The following is a 20,760-nucleotide window of genomic DNA, read 5'->3' on the forward strand; positions in this document are numbered from 1 at the left end:
AAGTTCGCCGTCGCGATGTAGCTGGCCGTCCGCCGAGCTGTTGCAGATTTCCGGGGTATGGCCACATTCGGCCGTTCGGCCCTCCCTTAAAATCGTCAACGATGTGCTTCGCCAAGCGGTGGCACAATTGAAGCATCGGAATCAGGCGTCCAGGGTGCATGGAAACGGCTTCCGACGTGACGCCGCCGACCGTGGAGTTTGCGTCTCACGCGTCTTTTAGCCAGGGCATTTCGACGGGTGACACCACCAGATGCCGGAATTCGCGTTTCAGTTCGAAGATGAACCCGACCAGGATCATGGAGTCGGCATAGGGGATCGGGAAGACGTGAGGATTTTCCGCAGCACGCAGCGGGCGCGTGGGCGTGTCCGCCGTCGTCGCGGCGTTCTGACGGACGCTTTCCAGTTCGTCAGCCATTGCCTGCCCACTTACTTTCAGGACGCGGCTACGCAGGTCGCTGAAGGGTTCGATGCGCGCACCGTCTTCGTTGTATTCGGGCACTTCATAGATGAACCAGGACATTTGCCGTTCCCAGGAAAAAGATCACAATTCTAACAGGGGCGTAACCGATTATCTCCGGATGCCCATCCTGCTCCCCCCGTTCATTCGCCGTCCGGCGAAGGCAATGCAACGGGCGACACGGCGAAGCTGGTGCCGTAGTTGCCGTGTTTCCGGGCGAACCCGTAGCTGAAAGATAGCGGGTCCAGACGATGGCGGCTTGCCGCGCCACTGCCGGCGCAAGCCGCTAACAGCCGAATGGCGCAGAATAAGATCGCGGGCATGTTCAAGCGCGTGAGAGAAAGTAGCGCCTGATTGCGGTCGTCAGGGCCCGGGTGTCAATGGCAACCTTGCTGTAGAGAGACAAAATGAAAAAAGGAAAGACGAAACTTACCCGGCATGATGCTGAGCGCCTTTTTGAGGGATTGCCTGAAGGGCAAGTGAGAGTATCGAGCCGGCCCGAGAACCCATTTGAAGCAGCGATGTTCGACGAGGTTAAGCGCGTCGACGACGAAACCAGACTTTGGAAAGACAACCTCATTACCCTCCCGATGGCAATCGAGTTGCCTGCTGGCTACGAGTCGCTGTCTCGCATGCGCGAGTCGATGGCGCGGGCATGGCGCGTGAGGTGGGTGAGGGAAGGTAAAAACCAGGTTGTCACCGAGTTCCCTGAAGGATGGACGGCCGTTCGCCCGGCAAGCGGCCCCATAGAGCTGCGGGATCCCTCCGGAACGGTCCGCGCCGTATACGGATGGGCCGAGGATGCTGAGCTCAGGATTTTGCCAAGGTATCTGGTTGAGTCACAGACGAACAGTTCAAGCGGACTAGGCAGTTTGCTGGTCCGTGATCGCGGGAACGGTCAAATTCTTGAACGGTCGTCGATCTGGTCTGCTCAAACCGGTACCAACCATCCCGATTGGACCAGGCTGTCAGAATGGCTCAACTTACGCTATCCACAGCATCTCGACCCGCTGCGGTACTGGGAAGATTGCGAGGAAAACATCCAGAACTGAGGGACTTTTGAAGGCACCGTTTTCGCGTCTACTAAACCAGGCTTGGTGAACGCGAAGGCAGGTCATCGCCTCATTGGTTTTCCGCGTTCGGCCAGGAACGGTCAGTCGACTCTTGCTGACGACGATGGTGGATTCGTGCCCGTTCGTGGGACGCCGTGCGGCCGACAGCGGTCAGTCGTGAATGGCTTCAGAATACTGGCCGATGAAGCAACGCCACGTTTTGTACAACCACAATTCACTGAGGCTACAAATGGTTAATTCGTCTGCTATTGCGACAGTCTTTTCTGTCTATGCGGCAAGTGTCGTCATACCCGGGCCGAACTTCGTCGCAATCACTCAGAAGGCGGTAGCCGGCAGACGCTCCGATGCGCTCGCGCTTGTCGCCGGAATCGTGACGGTGAATCTGTTCTGGGCGACTTGCGCCATCCTTGGTATCGGAATGGTGTTCGCTATTTTCCCGTGGCTTGCTGTCGGCGTCAGGCTTGCTGGCGCGGCCTATCTGATCTGGTTCGGGCTACGGCTCGTTGTGTCGGCACGGGCAACCCCCTCAGGAGCACGTCACCCAACGAAGGCGCCTCTGTTTCGTGCCGCGTTCCTGCAAGGTGTCGCGACAAATATCGCGAACCCGAAGTCCATCGCCTTTTATGCGGCGGTGTTTTCCTCGGCGGTGCCCACCCACGTTTCCATGCCGACGTTCTTCGCGATGCTTGCTACTGTCGGTGTATCAGCGACGTGCTGGTACGGAGCAGTCGCGCTCGTTCTATCGCACGCGGCGATTGCGACGGCGTATCGTCGCGCGAAGGCATGGATCGACCTCACATGTGGAGGGCTCATGATTGCGCTGGGAATCCGGCAGGCATTTCGTTAACCAGGCGCCCGGAACGGCCGCTTTGCGTGTGGGCGACCGTCCCTTGCGGGTCGAACAGAGCCCTACCCCGGCAATCCGCGAAGCGCCTTTTTTGAGGATCCAGCACGTCGACGTGCTGCATGTCCTACTGAACATTCACACGGTCAACTCGCCGTCACGCACGACGACGCGTCCGTTCGCGACGACCAGCTTGCGCCTGGGCCGCGCGACGACGGCATGCGCGACGCTCTCCGCGTCCACGACCACGAGGTCCGCACGCGCCCCGACGCGCAGGCCATAGTCGGAAAAACCGCAGCCACGCGCGGCGGCATCGCTCACGCAGTCGAATGCGATCGCGATATCGTCGTCGCGCCGCAAGTCGTAGCGCAAGCCGATCAACATGGCGCGCTCGAGCATGTCGGGCACGCCATACGGCGACCACGTGTCACGAATGCCGTCGTTGCCGCCGAACACCGTCACGCCCCTCTCGCGGCAGACCTTGAGCGGCGGAACCGGGCACGAAGGCGGCGCGCTCGTCAGCAGCGCCACGCGCAGTTGCGCGATCCGGTCGATCAATGCGTCGCGCTCGCGCTCCGGCAACGCGCCCAGACAAAACGCGTGACTCACGACCACCTGACCTTGCATGCCAAGCGCCTGCACGCGATCGAGCAGCAGTTTCAGCGTAAACGCCCCAACCTCGCCGGGTTCGTGCAGATGAATATCGATCGGCTTGCGATGGCGATCCGCCAGTTCGAACGTGGCATTGAGCGAGGCCACGGGATCGCCGTCGATCAGCGCCGGGTCGAGCGCACCGAGCACGTCGGCGCCGGCCGCCAGTGCGCCGTCGAGCCGTTCCACCGTACCCGGCCGGATCAGCATGCCCGATTGCGGAAACGCGACGATCTGCAGGTCCAGGACATCGCGCAGCGTCTGCCGCGTGGCGAGCACGCCTTCGAGGTAGCGCAATTGCGCGTCGGTGTCGATGTCGACGTGGGTCCGCATGCGCGTCGTACCGGCCTGCACGAATGCGCGCGCCAGCGCGAGCGACTGGGCGGCGGCATCGTGGCCCGAGGTCCTGCGCCATTCGCGCTCGTTGGCGATGCGGTCGGTGAGCCGCGGCCCAACCTCGTTGCGATACCACGGGCGGCCCCAGTTGCTCTTGTCGAGGTGCGTGTGGCCTTCGACGAAACCGGGCAGCAGCAACCCTGCGCCGCCGTCCACGACCGCCACGCCCGGCTGTGCGGCGACATGGGGTCCGATTGCCTCGATGCGGCCACCCGCGAGCGCGACGCCAACGTGCTGGCCGTCGGCCAGCCTGACGTTGGAGAGATGAAGTGCGGAAGTCGTGAATGTCATGCCGATTCTCCTTGAAGCATCGCAGGATCTTATCGATTCGGCCGGATATTCAAAGATTAGAGGTTCTACTACCTCTGCCCGCAAAAAAAACGGCGGCGCCGGTTATCAACCCGGCACCGCCGAACATACTGCTTTCGGAGCGTGAAGACTTCGATATGGACTTAGAAGCGGTGAACGATACCGATCGCGCCCGCAACCTGGCTGCGCGACGAGGACGGCGCGCTGTTCTGGCCGTCGCCGATGTCGGCCGTTGCGTTGATGATGCTGCTCGCGCCGGTCGCGCCAGGCGTGCCCAGCGTCTGGCCGCCCGCGCGCTGGTACGCTTCGACGAAGTAGATACCCGTGCGCTTCGACAGCGTGTAGTACTGCGACAGGTTGTACTGTGCGTACGAAGCCGAGCTCTGGATGCCGTTGGCCTTGGTCGCCCGCGTATAGGAGAAGCCAGCCGCGAGGTCGAGCACGGTGAGCGGCTTGTAGTGCAGCACGACGCCGCCCGTGTTCCAGATCTGCGTGTCGACGAAGCGCGAGTTCACACCCGGAATGTACTGGACATTCGAGTAGGCCACCGAGATGTCCCACTGTGAGCTGAACTGGTAGCCAGCCGTCACGGCGAGACGCTGTTGCGTCTGCGCCCACTGGAAGCCGTTGGTGAGCGCCGAAACGCCCGGCTCGCCGGCGCTGTTCGCCGTCGAGTTCGCATCCCATGGGCCGCCACCGTTCGCCGCGTTGCTCAGGCGCTCGAAGCCCACCGCAATGCCTGCCGGACCATGCAGATACTGCGCGGCCACGCTCCACGTCTGGCCAGCGCCAGTGCTGCCCGCCACGCCGCCCAGTGCGTACATGCCGCTCAAGGTCAGGCCTGCGATGTTCGGCGACGTATAGACCAGCGAGTTGTTGATGCGATAGATCGTGTCCATCGAGTCGATGTCGCCCGGGTGCGCGCCGTATGCGCCGGTCAGCCACGTGGTCGGGCTGAACGGCGAGAGCAGCGTGTAGTACGGCGCGTACTGTCGGCCAGCCGTCAGCGTGCCATAGTTCGCGTTCGCAACGCCAACCCATGCGGCACGGCTGAACATCAGGTTCGGAGTCGATTGCGCGCCGGTTGCCGAGTTATAGCCTTCTTCCAACTGGAAAATTGCGCGCGTGCCGCCGCCCAGATCTTCGCTGCCCTTCAAGCCGAAACGCGAGCCGGCCCACACGCCCTGCACCATCTTGACGACAGAGGCGCCGCCGGCATTGCTGCCGAGCTTGGCCGAGCTGCTCTGATAACCAATACCGGCATCGACGATACCGTACAGCGTGACGCTGCTTTGCGCATGTGCGCCCAGCGCGGCGAGTCCAAGCGCCGAAGCGAGGATAGTTTTTTTCATCGGTAGTCCTATCTTTAGTCGTTGTGGTTTGATACTCGTTAAAACCCTGGTTGCTACCTTGCCTCCTGTCCGGCAAGGAGCGCATCACCCCTGAAGCGCTCCTTGCCGAATGTGTCTCATTAGTGAATCTCGGGTTCGCCGCCCGCGCTGGCGCACGAGCCGCCCACGCCGTCACGCTGCATGAAGTCGAACTCGCAGCCGTTGTTGGCCTGCATGACGTGCATCTGGTACATCGCGCCGTAGCCGCGCCTGAAGCGCGGTTCCGGTGCGACCCATGCGGCCTTGCGGCGCGCCATTTCCTCGTCCGAAATCAGCACATTCAGGCGGCGCTCCGGCACGCTCAGCTCGATCAGATCGCCGTCCTGCACGAGGGCGAGCGGACCGCCGATGAACGATTCCGGCGCCACGTGCAAAACGCACGCGCCATAGCTCGTACCGCTCATGCGCGCGTCGGAAATACGCAACATGTCGCGCACGCCCTTCTGCAGAATCTTTTGCGGAATCGGCAGCTGGCCCCACTCGGGCATGCCGGGCGCGCCGACCGGACCTGCGTGCTGGAGCACGATCACGCTGTTCTCGTCGCAGTCGAGCTCTTCGCTGTCGATGCGCGCAGCCATGTCGTTGTAATCCTTGAACACTACGGCCTTGCCCGTGTGCACGTGCAAGTGCTTTTCCGCCGCGCCCGGCTTGATCACGGCGCCGTCGGGCGCGAGATTGCCGCGCAGCACGGCGAGGCCCGTATCCGGCATGAGCGGCTTCGCACGGCGATAGATCACCTCTTCGCTGTAGATCTCGGCGTCGGCGATGTTTTCGCCGAGCGTCTTGCCGTTCACGGTCATCTGCGTGCCGTCGATCAGGTCGCCGAGTTCCTTGAGCATCGCGCGCAGGCCGCCGGCGTAGTAGAAGTCCTCCATGAGGTACTTGCCGGTCGGGCGGATGTTCGCGAGCACCGGCGTGTGGCGCGCGATTTCATCGTACTGCGCGAGCGTGAGATCGACACCGGCGCGGCGCGCCAGCGCGATCATGTGAACGATCGCGTTGGTCGAGCCCGAGAGCGCGAGACACGTGGTCACCGCGTTGTCGACCGACTTGCGCGTGATGATGTCCGAAGGCTTCAGGTCTTCCCACACCATCTCGACGATGCGCATGCCCGTCTTTGCCGACATCTGCGCGTGGCGCGAGTCCGGCGCGGGAATCGAGGCGAAACCCGGCAGCGTGAAGCCCAGTGCTTCCGCGGCGCTCGTCATCGTCGATGCCGTGCCCATCGTCATGCAGTGGCCCGGCGAGCGCGCGATGCCGCCTTCCACGCCCTTCCAGTCCTCATCGGTGATCTTGCCCGCGCGCAGGTCGGCCCAGTACTTCCAGGTGTCCGAGCCCGAACCGAGCGTCACGCCGTTCCAGTTGCCGTTGAGCATCGGACCCGCGGGCAGGAAGATCGTCGGCAGATCCATCGAGATCGCGCCCATCAGCAGCGCGGGCGTGGTCTTGTCGCAGCCGCCCATCAGCACGACGCCGTCGGCCGGGTACGAACGGATCGTCTCCTCCGCTTCCATGGCGAGGAAGTTGCGATAGAGCATCGTGGTGGGCTTCTGGAACGGCTCGGAAAGCGTTTGCACCGGCAGCTCGATCGGGAAACCCCCTGCCTGCCAGATGCCGCGCTTGACCTCTTCCACGCGCTGCTTGAAGTGCGTATGGCAAGGGTTGATCTCGCTCCACGTATTGAGGATGGCGATCACCGGTTTGCCCGCGTACTCTTCGCGGCTGTAGCCCATCTGCGCGGTGCGCGAGCGATGGCCGAACGACCGCAGGTCGTTCACGCCATACCAGCGGTGGCTGCGCAGTTCTTCGGGGGTCTTTCGCTTCTTGCTCATCTTGCGTTGCTCCAGGTGTTTCCAGTAAAGCCGCCGGCGCTGGCCTAGCGCTGCTCCTTCACGCGCGACACGAGCTGTGTCGGGCTGACGAACTGCAGGGCCACCAGCACCCACGCAAGTGTAATGGCCATGTAGATCATCGCCATGGCATCGATGGATTGCGGTGCACGCACGCCCGTCGAGAAGACGGCGTAGTACAGCGCGACCACCAGCGTTTGCGTGTCGGGTCCAGCGGTAAAGAAAGTGAGTTCGAACATGCCGATCGTGCGCACCAGCACGAGCAGCCCCGCCGCCAGCATCCCCGGCACGAGGAGCGGCAGCAATACATAACGGAAATAGCGCAGCGTGTTAGCGCCGAAAATGCGTGCGGCCGACTCGAGGTTCGGATCGATCTGCTCGATGAACGGCGTCATCACGAGGATCACGAACGGCAGCGCGGGCACCAGGTTCGCGAGGATCACGCCGGGCAGCGTGCCCGCGAGGCCAAACTGGTACATGGCGGTCGCCATCGGAATGCCGTACGTGACGGGCGGCACCATGAGCGGCAGCAGGAACACGAGCATGGCGATGCGCTTGCCGGGAAACTGCGCGCGCGCCAGGGCGTACGCGGCGGGCACGCCCAGCGCGATAGAGAGCAGCACGACCGAGCCGACCACTTCGAACGTCACCCACAGCACGCTCGAAAGCTGGAAGTCGCGCCACGCCTGCGCATACCAGTGCAGCGTGAAGCCCTGCGGCAGCGGCGTGCCGAACCAGCGCGTGGCAATGGAGTTCACACCCACCGTAGCAATCAGCAGCACCACGTTGAGCAGAAAGAACACCACGCCGCCCCAGACGAACACTTTCCAGAGCACATCGGGCAGGCGCGAAGCGGGCTTTGCCTGCGCAACGTCGGCGGCAGGAGCGCTACGTTCCTCGCTCGCCTGCGCACCCGTACCGAGGCCGGACGCGTTACGTTGATGTGCGGTCATCAGCCTTTCCCTCCGCTCACCGGGCCCGAGTAGAAGTAGCGCTTCGCGCTCAGCATCGCGGCCACGACGATCAACTGCACGAAGCCCATCACGATCGCAATGGTCGAGGCGAGCGAGTAGTCATAGCTCTCGAATGCCGCTTCGGAAGCCGCGATGGAGATCACGCGCGTGGGACCCGCGGGCGCGCCGAGCAGCACCGCAGAAGGGAACACCGAATACGCCTGCACGAACGACAGGCACGCGGCCATCGTGAGACCGGGCGCGAGCAGCGGCAGATAGATTTGCCGGAACTGCTGCCACGGGCCCGCGCCAAGCGTGGCCGCCGCATGCGCGAGCGTCGGGTCGATGCCGGTGACGTACGAGAGCGTGAGCAGAAACGCGAACGGGAAACCCGAAACGATCAGCGAGATCAGCACGCCCCAGTAGTTGTGCGTGAGACGAATCTCTTCGTTCGTATACAGATGCAGCGCGTGCAGCGCCTGCGGGAACCAGCCGTTCGGGCCGAAGTAGCTGAGCATGCCGTCGGCGATCAGCACGGTACCGAGCGTGACGGGAATCACGAGCAGCGTGGTGACGAGCTTCTGATACGGCGACTTGCGGCGCAGCGCGAAGGCCACGGGCAGCGAGAGCCCGACGTTGATGATCGTCGCGGGCACCGCCAGCTTGAGCGTGACGAACACCGTGGGCCACAACGAGAGGTCGTGAATGAACTGCAAGTAATTCGCGAACATGCCGCCGCCGTTCATCGGCCTGAACGACAGCACGAGGCCGTAGGCGAACGGATAGAGGAACATCGCGATGATGAAGCCAAGCGCGGGCGTGACGAGCCAGCCGCGCGAATCGCGCGGCGCCTTGGCCAGCGTCGGAATGAGCGTGCTCATGACGCACGCTCCGCGTAGGCCAGCACGTGCGAAGGCGCGACGCGCAGCGTCGCGCGCTCGCCCGCTTCGAATTCGCCTTCCACACGCGCCCACAGCTTGCCGAACGGCGCGTTGGCGAGCAGCAGCGAATCGCGGCCACCGTATTCGACCATTTCCACTTCGACGTCGAAGGCGTTCGCGTCGCCCGCGTTGGCGCGCTCGAAATCTTCGGGGCGCATGGCCACGGAAATTTCGCCGCCGCCCAGTTCGCCCATCGGCACGCCAGTGAGCGTGATGCCCGACGACGACATCGCAACATGCCCGCCCTGCTCGCCCGTAATGGCGAACGGCAGCACATTGCGAAAGCCCATGAAGCGCGCAACGTGCAGATTCGAGGGGCGGCTATACACTTCCTTCGGCGTCGCCACCTGCTGCACGACGCCCTCTCTCATCACGACGATGCGGTCCGCCATCGAAAGCGCTTCGTCCTGATCGTGGGTCACGTAAATCGTGGCGCGTTCGAGCTGCCCGTGAATGCGGCGGATTTCCGCGCGCATTTCGATGCGCAGCTTGGTGTCGAGGTTCGAGAGCGGCTCGTCCATCAGCACGAGCGGCGGCTCGATGACGATGGCGCGGGCAATCGCCACGCGCTGCTGCTGGCCGCCCGAAAGCTGGCCCGGCAGCTTGTTTTCGTGACCGACGAGCTGCACGAGCTGTAGCGCCTCGCGCGCGCGGCGCTTCGCCTCTTCGCGCGGCACGCCCTGCATCTTCAGGCCGAAGCCGACGTTTTCCAGCACCGTCATGTGCGGGAACAACGCGTAATTCTGGAACACCATGCCGAAGCCGCGCTTCTCGGGCGGCAGCACGTCGATACGCAGGTCGTCCAGCCAGATGCTGCCGCTCGTGAGCGGTTGCAGACCGGCGATGCAATTGAGCGCCGTGGATTTGCCGCAGCCCGAAGGCCCGAGCAGCGCGATGAATTCGCCGCGGCGAATGTCGAGGTCGAGACCACGCAGCGCGGCGAGCTGCGTCCCCTCTGCGTTGGTGAAGCTACGGCCCACCGAATCGAGGCGCAGACGATCGAAAGAATGCTTCATGACACGTTCCTGACCAACAAGATCAACTACGTACGAATGGAACGCGGACGGCGCTCAAACCGAATGAGGTACTCGAACACCGTCCGTCCATTGCTGATTCTTCCTCTCGTTACTGCGACTTCTGCGAACCGACTTCGCGGTCCCACTTCTGGAACGCCGCGACCATCGCCTGCGCCGAAAGCGGCTGGACATGCGGATAGGCTGTGAGCCATTTCGCGTACTCGGGGCGGCCGTACTTCGCGATCACGTCCTGACTTTCCTTCGGCGCCATCTGCAGCGTGATGTCTTTCACTGCCGGGCCCGGATAGAAGTAGCCGTCGTCATACGTCATGGCCTGCTGCTGCGGCTCGAGCATGAAGTTCATGAGCTTGAGCAGCACCGCGAGCTTCTCTTTCGAAACGCCCTTCGGCACGACCATGTAGTGGGCGTCGTTCACCCACGTCATGTTGTTGAATGCCTGCACCTTGAAGTCGGCCGGCACGATGCCGAGCGCGCGCGGGTTGATGTCCCAGCCCGTCACGGTCACGGTCATGTCGCGTGTGCCTTCGCCCAGTTCCTTCATCACCGCCGAAGTGCCGCCCGGGTAGTACGGCACGCACGAGTTCAGCTCCTTCAGGAACGCCCAGGTCTTGTCCCAGCCGTTGATCGGGTCTTGCGGGTTCTTGTCGCCGAGCAGGTACGGCAGGCCCATCAGGAACGTGCGGCCCGGACCCGAGTTGGCCGGACGCGCATAGATCAGCTTGCCGGGGCTCGCCTTGCACCACGCCAGCAGTTCCTGCGGCGTTTGCGGAGGCTTCGCGACCTTGGCCGGGTTGTATTCGATCAGCGGACCGGCCGGCATGTACGACACTTCGAGGCCGTAGCCTTGCGCCAGGTCCTGCATCTTGCGCGGGCCCGGCGCGTACTTGTCGAGCACGCCCGGCAGCGCGGCCTGCTGATCGGGCAGCAGCTTCATCCACAGGTTCTGTTCGATGCCGGCGGCGAGCGCGTCGGTGCCCGTCAGCACGAGATCGATGTCGGCGCGGCCGGCGGCCTGCATTGCCTTGATCTTGCCAGGCAACTGCGGCGCGGGCGCGTTGGTGTAGGTGATATTGGAGACGAGATTCGGGTTTTTCGCCTTGAACGCTTCGAAGGCCTTCTGCGTGAGCTGCAGGTTACCGGCCACGTCGACTATGTTCAGGGAAACGGGATCGGCCTTTGCCGCGCTCATGCCGAGCGCCGCGGCGGCCGCCACACACACGGCCAGCACGCTGGCCTTCAGGCGTCCATCGAACATCGCATCTCCTCACATCTGTTTATGGAATTTGTTCTAGCGCGACCATTCCTGTCTTGCCCAGGCCGGACACAGGATGCCGAACCACGCACCAAGTTGTCAAGCAACGTCAGGCTCTTTGTGAGACTACTGTGAGCCTCTTGTCGGACTCCTCCGGGAGAAAGCGCCTGCAAGGCTTCTGCAGGCGCTTTCCTGACCGCTTTCGCGGGATTACTGCTTTACCAGCTCGCCGTCGCGCAAACGCCACAGCGCGAGCGGATTGTCGTTCTGCAGTGTGACTGGCAGAAGTTCGGCCGGCAGGTCCTGGTAGCAGACCGGACGCAGGAAGCGCTCGATCGCCATCGCGCCCACCGAAGTCGAGCGCGCGTCCGAGGTGGCCGGGAACGGACCGCCGTGAACCATCGCATACGAGACTTCGACGCCCGTCGGGAAGCCGTTCGCGAGAATGCGGCCGGCCTTGCGCTCGAGAATCGGCAGAAGGCGCGCGGCCATCGCGTAGTCGTCGCGGTCGATGTGCAGCGTCGCCGTGAGCTGGCCTTCGAGGTGCTCCGCCACGCGCGCGAGTTCGGCTTCGTCGCGGCACGCGACGACGACCGAGGTCGGCCCGAAGATCTCGTCCGACAACGCGTGCTGGGCGAGGAACTGCTCGGCGCTCGCCTTGAAGAGGACCGGCAGCGCGTCGCAATGCGCGTCCGTCTTCGTGCCTTCGGCCAGATTCTCGATGCCCGGCAGCTGTTTGCGCGCCGCCACGGCTTCGCCATACGTCGAGGCGATGCCGGCCGTCAGCATGCTCTGCGAGGGCTTCTGCGTGAGCGCGGCGCTCGCCGCCTTCACGAAGCGGTCGAGTTCCGGCGAGTCGATCGCGAGCACGAGGCCCGGGTTCGTGCAGAACTGGCCCACGCCCATCGTGAGCGAATCGACAAAGGCTTGCGCGAGCGCTTCACCGCGTGCGGCCAGCGCCGCGGGCAGCACGAACATCGGGTTGATGCTGCTCATTTCGGCGTAGACCGGAATCGGCTCGGCTCGCGCGGCCGCGATGTGCGAAAGCGCGAGACCGCCGCGGCGCGAACCCGTGAAGCCCACGGCCTTGATGGCCGGATGCGCCACGAGCGTTTCGCCCGCTTCGTTGCCGCCGCCGAAGACGAGCGAGAACACGCCTTCAGGCAAGCCGACGTCGGCCACGGCCTGCTGGATCGCGCGGCCCACGAGTTCCGAGGTGCCCGGATGCGCCAGGTGCGCCTTCACGACGACCGGGCAGCCGGCGGCCAGCGCCGAGGCCGTGTCGCCGCCCGCCACCGAAAACGCCAGCGGGAAGTTGCTCGCGCCGAACACGGCCACGGGGCCGAGCGGGATGCGATGCGCGCGCAGATCCGAGCGCGGCAGCGGCTTGCGCTCGGGCAGCGCCGAGTCGAGCACGGCGCCGCACCAGCGGCCGTCGCGCACGAGCGACGCGAAAAGACGCAGTTGCCCGACCGTGCGGCCGCGCTCGCCTTCGAGGCGCGCCTTGGGCAGCGCCGATTCGAGATGCGCGCGCTCAATCAGCGCGTCGCCGATGCCGAGAACGCGTTCGGCGATCGCTTCGAGCAGGCGCGCACGCGTTTCGTGCGGGGCGGCGCGCAAGGCGTCGAACGCCTGCGCCGCGAGTTCACAGGCGCGCGCGACTTCGGCCTTGCCACCGAGGCCGAACGACGGCTCGAGCTCCTTGCCGAGCGCGGGCGCGAAGGCGCGCATCTCGCCCGCCTCGCCGCGCACCGCTTGCGCGCCCAAGAGCATGGCTCCAGTAATCTGCATGTTCGCTCCGTTCAATTGCTTGCTTGTGCCAGACGCGCCGCTTATGCGTTGGCGGTCTGGGCCGTTGCGACCCGCTTCTGCTCGAACGCGAGCAGCGCCTTGGCGGCGTCGCCGATCGCCGGCAGCGCCTCAGCGGGCGACTGCGAGAGCAGCGGCAGGATCGGGCCCATGTCGGCGATGCCCGAGAGCGTCACGGCGTCATGCAGCACGCGGATGAGCGAGATGTTGTCGCGCAGCGTTTCGAGCGGCATGAAGGCATCGTAGAGGCGTTGCGCTTCTTCCGCCCGGCCTTCCTTCGCGGCCTTCAGCAGCGCCATGATGGCGTTCGCAGCGATACAGCCCGAGCCCGTGGTCCAGGCAGCCAGACCGAAGTCGCGCACGTGTACCAGCGCCGGACGCTCGCCCATGCCCGAGACGACCTTCGAGGCCGGCACGCTCTGCAGCAGGCGGCGCAGATACGGGTCGTTCGCCGGGTCCTTGCGCACGATGGCGTACTTGACCGCAATGAGCGTACCGCGGTCGATCAGGCGCACGAGCGTGTCGACGTCGACATAGTCTTCGCTCTTGATATAGAGCGTGAGCGGAATGCCCGCGGCGTCGGCGATGCGCGCGAGGCCGGCTTCGACGCCTGCGGGCGTGGTGAAGCCGGAGAGCGGCAGCACCATGGCCGTCTTGTATTGCGTTTGCGCGAGGATGCGCGCCTGGTCGAGCATCTTGCCGTAGTCGGGACCGATGGCCGGAATCACGCGCGTTTCGGGCGCAGTGAGGTCGGCGAGCATGTCAAGCAACTCACGGAATTCGCTCACGGCGACGTGGTACAGGTTCGCATTGCCGCCGTACAGCAGCGTGCGGATACCGCCCGCTTCCATATGGCGGATCAGCTTGCGGTTCTGTTCGACGTCGAGGGAGAAGTCGGGGCGGCGTGCGAGCGGCGGCACTGCCATCACAGTCGAGGCGAATTCGCTCTCGACAATCGGGGACACGTTCATGAGGCCTCGTGCTGGGATGGAGGGTTGTCAATAGCTTGCACAGTAGCATCGGTCCGCCGTAGTTGTCAAACAACTTGTTGTATTTGTTAGGGTTTGTTCGGGGAATACGACAACCAGGGTCCGCCCGCCCTTGCGCGCCCGGAACCGGCCCCGTAAAGGAATATTGTAGAATCGCGCTCCAATCGTGGAACCGGTTCCAGTTATTATCCCCGTTCCGTGGCCGCCGCGGCGGATGTCACGCGCAGCGCTCAGGATGGCTACGCGGACACGGTCGAACCACACCGCGCCGAACTCATACAGAATCCCACAATGTCTGAATCTCCTCTCACGACACGCCGCGGTTTCCTGCGCACGGCAGCGGTGCTCGTGCCCGCCAGCGCACTGGCGGGCTGCGAGGGCGGCAAAGCGCCGTCGAGCGAAACCGCCGCGCCAGGCAGCGCCGCCGCGGCGCCCAACGCCAGGCCCGAAGCCGGGCAGGCCGCGGCCTACAAGCCGCGCTTCTTCGACGCGCGCGAGTGGGCCTTCGTCGAAGCCGCCGCCGACCGTCTGATTCCCGCCGATTCCGAAGGCCCCGGCGCGCTGGAAACCGGCGTGCCCGAATTCATCGACCGGCAGATGGACACGCCCTACGCGCACGGCGCGCTCTGGTACATGCAGGGGCCGTTCCAGCAAGGCGTGCCCGAACTCGGCTATCAGTTGAAGCTCGTGCCGCGCGACATCTACCGGCTCGGCATCAAGGCCGTGAACGCGTACTGCACGAAGGCCTACGGCAAGGACTTCGACGCGCTCGACGCCAGCACGCGCGACAGCGTGCTGGCCGCACTCGAAGCGGGCAAGGTCGAACTGGACGGCGTGCCGGCCTCCGTGTTCTTCGGCCAGTTGCTGCAGAACACGCGCGAAGGCTACTTCTGCGACCCGATACACGGCGGCAACCGCAACATGGCCGCGTGGAAGATGATCGGCTTCCCCGGCGCACGCGCCGACTTCATGGATTTCGTGAACCAGAACGGCAAGCCCTATCCGTACGGCCCGGTCTCGATCAATGGGGAGCGTACGTAAATGGCAATCAAGAAACCTCATGTCGATGCCGTCGTGATCGGCTTTGGCTGGACCGGCGCGATCCTCTCGAAGGAACTGACCGAAGCGGGCCTGAACGTGGTCGCGCTCGAGCGCGGCGAGTATCGCGACACCTACCCGGACGGCGCGTACCCCAACACCATCGACGAGCTCACGTACAACATCCGCAAGAAGCTCTTCCTCGATCTTTCGAAGACCACCGTCTCGATCCGCCACGGCGTGAACGACACGGCCCTGCCCTACCGCCAGCTCGCCGCGTTTCTGCCCGGCGAAGGCGTGGGCGGCGCGGGCCTGCACTGGTCGGGCGTGCATTTCCGCATCACGCCCGAAGAGCTGCGCCTGAAGAGCCACTACGAAGAGCGCTACGGCAGGAAGTTCATCCCCGCAGGCATGACGATCCAGGACTACGGCGTCACCTACGACGAACTGGAGCCGCACTTCGACTTCGCGGAGAAGGTGTTCGGCACGTCGGGCCAGGCGTACAAGGTGAAGGGCAACGTAGTCGGCGACGGCAATGTGTTCGAAGCCGCGCGCAGCGACAATTTCCCGTTGCCCGCGCAACTGAATACGTATTCGGCGCAGCGCTTCTCCGACGCGGCGAAGTCTATTGGGCTGCACCCCTACCGCCTGCCTTCGGCGAACACGTCGGGGCCGTACACGAACCCCTATGGCGTGCAGATGGGCCCGTGCAACTTCTGCGGCTTTTGCAGCGGTTACGCGTGCTACATGTACTCGAAGGCTTCGCCGAACCTCAACATCCTGCCCGCGCTCAAGCAGGAAAAGCACTTCGAACTGCGCTCGAAATGCCACGTGCTGCGCGTCGAACTCGACGACACCAGAAAGCGCGCCACGGGCGTGACGTATATCGATCCGGCGGGCCAGGAAGTGTTCCAGAGCGCCGACCTCGTGATCGTCTCGGCGTTTCAGTACCACAACGTACATCTGCTGCTGCTCTCGGGCATCGGCAAGCCCTATGACCCGGTTTCGGGCGAGGGCGTGGTGGGCCGCAACTTCGCGTACCAGAACCTCTCGACCATCACGGCGTTCTTCGACAAGGACACGTGGACGAACCCGTTCATCGGCGCGGGCGGCAACGGCGTGGCCGTGGACGACTTCAACGCCGACAACTTCGACCACGGGCCGCCCGGCTTCGTGGGTGGCTCGCCGCTCTGGGTGAACCAGGCGGGCGTGAAGCCGATCAGCGGCATCGCCACGCCCGCGGGCACGCCGGACTGGGGCGCCGGGTGGAAGAAGGCCGTGAAGGACCACTACGCGCACACCATTTCGATGGACGCGCACGGCTCCAACATGTCGTACCGCGACGTGTACCTCGACCTCGATCCGACCTATCGCGACTCGTACGGCCAGCCGCTCCTGCGTATGACCTTCGACTGGAAGGACAACGACATCAAGATGGCGCAGTACGTGACGGGCCAGATGCAGAAGATCGCCGAGGCGATGGGCCCGAAGGCCATCAATGTCTACACGCGCGAGTTCGGCGTGCACTTCGACTCGCGCCGCTATCAGACCACTCACCTCGTGGGCGGGGCCGTGATGGGCACCGACCCGAACACCAGCGTCATCAACCGCTATCTGCAGTGCTGGGATGTGCCCAACGTGTTCGTGATGGGTGCCTCCGCGTTCCCGCAGGGGATCGGCTACAACCCGACCGGCCTCGTCGTCGCCCTCGCCTACTGGAGCGCGAAAGCCATTCGCAACCAGTATCTGAAGAACCCCGGCCCCCTGGTGAGCGTGTGAAGAGCCGCATGAAGAAGATCATTGTCTCCCTGCGCGAGAACGTTGCACGCGCAACGATTTCGGGCGCGGCCTTCGCGACCCTCGCGTCATTCACGGCGCAAGCGGCATGCGCGGCCGACCTGCCGAACGCGGCGCTCGTCGCGCATGGCGAATACCTCGCGCGCGCCGGCGACTGCATTGCCTGCCACACCACACAGGGCGGCAAGCCCTTCGCGGGCGGCCTGAAGTTCGACACGCCGATCGGCGCGATCTACTCGACCAACATTACGCCCGACGCGAACACGGGCATCGGCAAGTGGCGCTACGACGACTTCGCCAAAGCCGTGCGCCAGGGCGTGCGGCCGAATGGCGAAACGCTCTACCCCGCGATGCCCTACCCCTCGTACGCACGTCTGAGCGACGACGACATGAAGGCGCTCTATGCGTACTTCATGCACGGCGTCGGGCCCGTGCGGGCACAGAACCGCGCCGTGGACATTCCCTGGCCGCTCTCGATGCGCTGGCCGCTCGGCGCCTGGCGCATGCTGTTCGCACCGAAGGTGCAGGCGTTCGATGGCTCGCATTACAACGATGCGATCGTCGCGCGCGGCGCGTATCTCGTGCAGGGCCTCGGCCACTGCGGCGCGTGCCACACGCCGCGCGCACGCACGATGCAGGAACTCGCGCTTACCGACCTCGAAGGCGACGACTTCCTCGCGGGCGGCGGCCCGATCGACGGCTGGGTCCCCTCCAGCCTGCGCGGCAACCCGCGCACGGGCCTGGGCAACTGGAGCGAGGACGACATCGTGCAGTTCCTCAAGTCGGGACGCAATCTGCATACGGCCGCCTTCGGCGGCATGACCGACGTGGTTCAGCACAGCATGCAGCACATGAACGACGCGGACCTGCTCGCCATTGCGCGCTACCTCAAGACGCTGCCCTCCAGCGATCCGAAGGAAACCGCGTATGCCTACGATCCCGCCGCCGCGCACAAGCTGCAAAACGGCGACGCGAACGCACGCGGCGCAGCGGTCTATCGCGACAACTGCATGGCCTGCCACCGCAGCGACGGACGCGGCTACACGCGCGTATTCCCCGCGCTCGGCGGCAACCCGGTCGTGCAGGGCAAGGACCCCACATCGTTGATTCATGTACTGCTCAGCGGCAACACGCTCGAAGGCACGCAATCGGCGCCTTCGCCGTTCACGATGCCGCCGTTCGGCTGGCGTCTGTCCGACCAGGAAGTGGCCGACGTGTCCACCTTCGTGCGTGCGAGCTGGGGCAACGCTGGCGCGCCAGTGAGCGCCGCAGACGTCGCGAAGGTCCGCAAGACCGTCACCGTGAGCACGCCGGCGCTGCCGCCCGGCGCAACGCTCAAGCGCTAGCGCGCCCCGCGCCGCCCTTTTCTCTCCCCCCCGCGTTTCACGCCTGCCGTCTCGTTCGCGAGACCGCAGGCGCGTGCGCGCATAACCAGAAATCGCTCACCAGGCGATCTTTAGACGTTGAAACAACAAATGATGAGAAAACACCTGCTCGCCGCACCAGTCCTGTTCTCGCTCGCCGGCATCGCCTCGGCGCAAGGGTCGGTCACGCTGTATGGCATCGCCGATGCCGGCATCACGTATCGCAGCAACGAGCGCACCGGCACCACCGGCGCCTACACGGGCCATTCGAACGTGGGCCTCTCCACCGGCAACCTCTCGGGCAGCCGCTGGGGCATCAAGGGCAAGGAAGACCTGGGCAACGGGCTCGCGGCCATCTTCCTGCTCGAAGACGGCTTCGACATCACGAACGGCACCTCAGGCCAGAGCGGGCGCCTGTTCGGCCGCCAGGCCTTCGTGGGCCTCTCCGACCAGCGTTACGGCTCGCTCACCATGGGCCGCCAGTACACCTCGCTCGACGACTTCGTCGGGCCGGTCGCGCCCGTGAACTACATCGGCGGCTACGGCGCGCATCCGGGCGACATCGACGACCTCGACCAGACCACGCGCGTGGACAACTCGATCAAGTACACGAGCGCGAATTACGCGGGTTTCACGTTCGGCGCGCTGTACGGTTTCGGCGGCCAGGCAGGCAGTATGAAGCGCAAGAACACCTGGAGCGTGGGCGCGGGCTACGCAAACGGCCCGCTGCGCATGGGCGTTGGGTATGAGCGTTCGGACAACAGCAAGACCGGCCTCGACGATTCCACCTACGGCAAGTGGCAAGGCACGTACGACGGCACGTTCAACTCGTCGATCAACGAAGGCTATGCGAGCGCGCAATCGCAGCAGGTGGTGGCGGCGGGCGCGACGTGGGACTTCGGTGCCGCCGTGGTCGGCGTGAACTACAGCAACGTGCAATATCGCTCGGGCGCGAATTCGCTGTTCTCGGGAAATGCGATCTTCAATATCGCGGGCATTTTCACGCAGTGGAACGTGCAGCCGCGCACGCATCTGTTCGCGGGCTACAGCTATACGCGTGGCAGCGCCGTGGAAGGCGTGGATCAGGACGCGCAGTACCACAACGTTTCGGTGGGCGCGACCTACGATCTCTCGACGCGCTCGACGGTGTATCTGCTCGCGGGCTACCAGCATGCATCGGGCATGACGCTCGACGCCGCCGGCAATCCGGTCGCGGCGACCGCTTCGGTGTCCGACAAGGGCAACGGCCACTCGTCGGCCACGCAGTCGCAAGCCATTGTGAGCGTGGGCTTGCGTCAGAAGTTCTAATAATCTAAAGCTTCGTTGCTGGTGCAACGAAATCGCGGGTGCTCATGCCATGAGCACCCTTTATTTTCGGCCGCGCCGCCGCTCAGTGCAGCACCTCGGGCCGGTCCAGCAGGCCATAAAACTCGTCGATCGTCACGGTCGGTGCGAACTGCGAGAGTGTAGCGACGATCACGTCGTCGGTAATCGCCGATCCTGCCGCCGATTCGAGCTGAACCCCGGCCGCGGCGGCCTGGCTCTCGGCCAGTTCGAGGGCAATCGACAGGATGAAGCGTGCGTCGGTTTGGGTGAGTAGGGCTTTCATGCCTGCTCTAACGGCGCGCGCACGGGGAATCTTTAGGGTTTTGTGGGGTTTCGTGAGGTTTGGTAATCGTTGCGCGCAGCCCTATGCTCAACGCGTACGCGCCACGAACTGCCCGGGACTCGTGCCCGTCAATCGTCGGAACATTGCGATGAACGCCGACGACGTGGCGTACCCCAGATCCAGCGCCACGGCCTCGACGCTGCGCCCCGCATGCAGCATCGGCAGCGCGTTGACGAGCCGGATGCGCTGGCGCCATTCCGTCAACGACATGCCCAGCTCGTTTTGCGCGCGGCGCATGAGCGTGCGCTCGCTCATGTGAAACGCATCGGCGAGCTCAGCAAGCGAGCGATTGTCGGCGGGATTCTGGCGCAGCACCTGAAGGATCGCGTTGAGATCGGCGTCTTCGGTATGCGGCACGAAGCTGCCCGTGGTCGCGCAGGTCGACAGCTGATCCACGAGCACGCGCAACAGACGCGCGCGCTGCACCTCGCCCTCCTCCTGCGCCGGCGTCACGCGCAGATGCTCGAGGATTGCGCGCACGAGCGGCGACACCATCACCGCGCAGCTCGTCGCCGGCATGCGCGTGCACAGGTCGCGACTAATGTACACCGAGCAATGCACGGTCTCCTGCTCGTTGAAGCCCACGTGCTCGGTGCCCGGTGCGATCCAGAGCCCAAGATGCGGCGGCGTGATGTAGTGCTCGTCCCCCGCCTTCACCTCGGTCGTGCCGCTGAACGCGTAGACGAACTCGCCCCACGGGTGGCACATCTGCGGATAGGTGGCGTGCGAAGGCATGTGCTCCATGCGGAAGAACACGGGCGTGGGCAGCACGTCGGTGAAGGGCGGCAGGCGCAGGTAGCGCGCCGGGCGAGCACGGTCGGGTGATTTGGGCATGGCGGTCTGGGGCTATCGATTGTCAGTTTTGCGCTATATGCGCGCATCCCGACGCATCAATACTACGCCCACTGCCACCAAACTTCAGCCGAATCCTTCAAATCAG

19 protein-coding genes are annotated in these 20,760 nt (G+C 64.5%); 7 read left to right on the forward strand and 12 right to left on the reverse strand.

All coding sequences use genetic code 11. The annotated features are described in order from the left end of the window. Positions 1-205: 205 nt before the first annotated feature. On the reverse strand, positions 206-520 hold the full coding sequence (locus M3I56_RS17465) for a hypothetical protein (protein ID WP_028207597.1): 315 nt from the start codon (positions 518-520) through the stop codon (positions 206-208). 344 nt (positions 521-864) lie between these two features. On the opposite strand from M3I56_RS17465, the gene M3I56_RS17470 reads away from it, so the two are divergent. Together M3I56_RS17470 and M3I56_RS17475 are read left to right on the forward strand one after the other, a co-directional pair. After that, complete coding sequence (locus M3I56_RS17470; RefSeq protein WP_254355055.1) at positions 865-1,509, forward strand: hypothetical protein; 645 nt, start codon at positions 865-867, stop codon at positions 1,507-1,509. A gap of 250 nt (positions 1,510-1,759) precedes the next feature. Beyond that, complete coding sequence (locus tag M3I56_RS17475; RefSeq protein WP_254355087.1) at positions 1,760-2,377, forward strand: LysE family translocator; 618 nt, start codon at positions 1,760-1,762, stop codon at positions 2,375-2,377. Between the two features lie 135 nt (positions 2,378-2,512). Here the strand turns inward: M3I56_RS17475 and M3I56_RS17480 are convergent, their stop codons facing one another. Further along, positions 2,513-3,712: an amidohydrolase family protein gene (locus M3I56_RS17480; RefSeq protein ID WP_254355056.1), complete on the reverse strand. Its 1,200-nt coding sequence runs from the start codon at positions 3,710-3,712 to the stop codon at positions 2,513-2,515. On the opposite strand from M3I56_RS17480, the gene M3I56_RS17485 reads away from it, so the two are divergent. Further along, on the forward strand, positions 3,711-3,857 hold the full coding sequence (locus tag M3I56_RS17485; protein WP_254355057.1) for a hypothetical protein: 147 nt from the start codon (positions 3,711-3,713) through the stop codon (positions 3,855-3,857). The two genes, M3I56_RS17480 and M3I56_RS17485, sit on opposite strands and share 2 nt — an antisense overlap. Positions 3,858-3,873: 16 nt before the next feature. Here M3I56_RS17485 and M3I56_RS17490 read toward each other — a convergent pair whose 3' ends face one another. The 8 genes from M3I56_RS17490 to M3I56_RS17525 form a co-directional block, all read right to left on the reverse strand. Beyond that, a complete protein-coding gene (locus M3I56_RS17490; RefSeq protein WP_254355058.1) occupies positions 3,874-5,082 on the reverse strand; it encodes a porin in 1,209 nt (402 codons plus the stop codon). Between the two features lie 119 nt (positions 5,083-5,201). After that, positions 5,202-6,953: an L-arabinonate dehydratase gene (araD, locus tag M3I56_RS17495; RefSeq protein WP_254355059.1), complete on the reverse strand. Its 1,752-nt coding sequence runs from the start codon at positions 6,951-6,953 to the stop codon at positions 5,202-5,204. A gap of 44 nt (positions 6,954-6,997) precedes the next feature. Beyond that, positions 6,998-7,924 carry an ABC transporter permease gene (locus M3I56_RS17500; protein WP_254355060.1) on the reverse strand — a complete coding sequence of 309 codons (927 nt, stop codon included), beginning with the start codon at positions 7,922-7,924 and terminating at the stop codon, positions 6,998-7,000. Further along, positions 7,924-8,805: an ABC transporter permease gene (locus M3I56_RS17505; RefSeq protein WP_254355061.1), complete on the reverse strand. Its 882-nt coding sequence runs from the start codon at positions 8,803-8,805 to the stop codon at positions 7,924-7,926. The genes M3I56_RS17500 and M3I56_RS17505 overlap by 1 nt, the downstream gene beginning before the upstream one ends. Beyond that, the gene (locus M3I56_RS17510) at positions 8,802-9,881 is read right to left on the reverse strand and encodes an ABC transporter ATP-binding protein (RefSeq protein WP_254355062.1); all 1,080 of its coding nucleotides are present in this window, start codon (positions 9,879-9,881) and stop codon (positions 8,802-8,804) included. The genes M3I56_RS17505 and M3I56_RS17510 overlap by 4 nt, the downstream gene beginning before the upstream one ends. 109 nt (positions 9,882-9,990) lie before the next feature. After that, a complete protein-coding gene (locus M3I56_RS17515) occupies positions 9,991-11,091 on the reverse strand; it encodes an ABC transporter substrate-binding protein (RefSeq protein WP_254355088.1) in 1,101 nt (366 codons plus the stop codon). Positions 11,092-11,364: 273 nt separating this feature from the next. After that, positions 11,365-12,945, reverse strand: a complete 1,581-nt coding sequence (locus tag M3I56_RS17520; RefSeq protein WP_254355063.1) for an aldehyde dehydrogenase (NADP(+)) — start codon at positions 12,943-12,945, stop codon at positions 11,365-11,367. Between the two features lie 41 nt (positions 12,946-12,986). After that, the gene (locus tag M3I56_RS17525) at positions 12,987-13,934 is read right to left on the reverse strand and encodes a dihydrodipicolinate synthase family protein (RefSeq protein ID WP_254355064.1); all 948 of its coding nucleotides are present in this window, start codon (positions 13,932-13,934) and stop codon (positions 12,987-12,989) included. A 309-nt stretch (positions 13,935-14,243) separates the two neighbouring features. On the opposite strand from M3I56_RS17525, the gene M3I56_RS17530 reads away from it, so the two are divergent. The 4 genes from M3I56_RS17530 (at position 14,244) to M3I56_RS17545 (ending at position 19,459) form a co-directional block, all read left to right on the forward strand. Beyond that, positions 14,244-14,993, forward strand: a complete 750-nt coding sequence (locus M3I56_RS17530) for a gluconate 2-dehydrogenase subunit 3 family protein (protein ID WP_254355065.1) — start codon at positions 14,244-14,246, stop codon at positions 14,991-14,993. Further along, positions 14,994-16,769, forward strand: coding sequence for a GMC family oxidoreductase (locus tag M3I56_RS17535; protein ID WP_254355066.1), 1,776 nt, complete (start codon positions 14,994-14,996; stop codon positions 16,767-16,769). An 8-nt stretch (positions 16,770-16,777) separates the two neighbouring features. Beyond that, positions 16,778-18,133: a cytochrome c gene (locus M3I56_RS17540; protein ID WP_254355067.1), complete on the forward strand. Its 1,356-nt coding sequence runs from the start codon at positions 16,778-16,780 to the stop codon at positions 18,131-18,133. A 132-nt stretch (positions 18,134-18,265) separates the two neighbouring features. Continuing rightward, positions 18,266-19,459 (forward strand): porin, encoded by a 1,194-nt coding sequence (locus M3I56_RS17545; RefSeq protein ID WP_309249164.1) that lies wholly within the window; start codon positions 18,266-18,268, stop codon positions 19,457-19,459. 82 nt (positions 19,460-19,541) lie between these two features. Here M3I56_RS17545 and M3I56_RS17550 read toward each other — a convergent pair whose 3' ends face one another. Both M3I56_RS17550 and M3I56_RS17555 read right to left on the reverse strand, forming a co-directional pair. Next, positions 19,542-19,760, reverse strand: coding sequence for a hypothetical protein (locus tag M3I56_RS17550; protein WP_028207581.1), 219 nt, complete (start codon positions 19,758-19,760; stop codon positions 19,542-19,544). An 87-nt stretch (positions 19,761-19,847) separates the two neighbouring features. Beyond that, positions 19,848-20,654, reverse strand: a complete 807-nt coding sequence (locus M3I56_RS17555) for a helix-turn-helix domain-containing protein (protein ID WP_254355069.1) — start codon at positions 20,652-20,654, stop codon at positions 19,848-19,850. Positions 20,655-20,760: the final 106 nt, after the last annotated feature.

The sequence above is a fragment of the Paraburkholderia sp. CNPSo 3281 genome (assembly GCF_024206515.1).
Lineage (GTDB): Bacteria > Pseudomonadota > Gammaproteobacteria > Burkholderiales > Burkholderiaceae > Paraburkholderia > Paraburkholderia nodosa.

Coding starts and splice junctions, on each gene's coding strand:
- M3I56_RS17465 (WP_028207597.1), bottom strand. CDS start 520: ATGTCCTGGTTCATCTATGAAGTGCCCGAATACAACGAAGACGGTGCG.
- M3I56_RS17470 (WP_254355055.1), top strand. CDS start 865: ATGAAAAAAGGAAAGACGAAACTTACCCGGCATGATGCTGAGCGCCTT.
- M3I56_RS17475 (WP_254355087.1), top strand. CDS start 1,760: ATGGTTAATTCGTCTGCTATTGCGACAGTCTTTTCTGTCTATGCGGCA.
- M3I56_RS17485 (WP_254355057.1), top strand. CDS start 3,711: ATGCCGATTCTCCTTGAAGCATCGCAGGATCTTATCGATTCGGCCGGA.
- M3I56_RS17480 (WP_254355056.1), bottom strand. CDS start 3,712: ATGACATTCACGACTTCCGCACTTCATCTCTCCAACGTCAGGCTGGCC.
- M3I56_RS17490 (WP_254355058.1), bottom strand. CDS start 5,082: ATGAAAAAAACTATCCTCGCTTCGGCGCTTGGACTCGCCGCGCTGGGC.
- araD (WP_254355059.1), bottom strand. CDS start 6,953: ATGAGCAAGAAGCGAAAGACCCCCGAAGAACTGCGCAGCCACCGCTGG.
- M3I56_RS17500 (WP_254355060.1), bottom strand. CDS start 7,924: ATGACCGCACATCAACGTAACGCGTCCGGCCTCGGTACGGGTGCGCAG.
- M3I56_RS17505 (WP_254355061.1), bottom strand. CDS start 8,805: ATGAGCACGCTCATTCCGACGCTGGCCAAGGCGCCGCGCGATTCGCGC.
- M3I56_RS17510 (WP_254355062.1), bottom strand. CDS start 9,881: ATGAAGCATTCTTTCGATCGTCTGCGCCTCGATTCGGTGGGCCGTAGC.
- M3I56_RS17515 (WP_254355088.1), bottom strand. CDS start 11,091: ATGAGCGCGGCAAAGGCCGATCCCGTTTCCCTGAACATAGTCGACGTG.
- M3I56_RS17520 (WP_254355063.1), bottom strand. CDS start 12,945: ATGCAGATTACTGGAGCCATGCTCTTGGGCGCGCAAGCGGTGCGCGGC.
- M3I56_RS17525 (WP_254355064.1), bottom strand. CDS start 13,934: ATGAACGTGTCCCCGATTGTCGAGAGCGAATTCGCCTCGACTGTGATG.
- M3I56_RS17530 (WP_254355065.1), top strand. CDS start 14,244: ATGTCTGAATCTCCTCTCACGACACGCCGCGGTTTCCTGCGCACGGCA.
- M3I56_RS17535 (WP_254355066.1), top strand. CDS start 14,994: ATGGCAATCAAGAAACCTCATGTCGATGCCGTCGTGATCGGCTTTGGC.
- M3I56_RS17540 (WP_254355067.1), top strand. CDS start 16,778: ATGAAGAAGATCATTGTCTCCCTGCGCGAGAACGTTGCACGCGCAACG.
- M3I56_RS17545 (WP_309249164.1), top strand. CDS start 18,266: ATGAGAAAACACCTGCTCGCCGCACCAGTCCTGTTCTCGCTCGCCGGC.
- M3I56_RS17550 (WP_028207581.1), bottom strand. CDS start 19,760: ATGAAAGCCCTACTCACCCAAACCGACGCACGCTTCATCCTGTCGATT.
- M3I56_RS17555 (WP_254355069.1), bottom strand. CDS start 20,654: ATGCCCAAATCACCCGACCGTGCTCGCCCGGCGCGCTACCTGCGCCTG.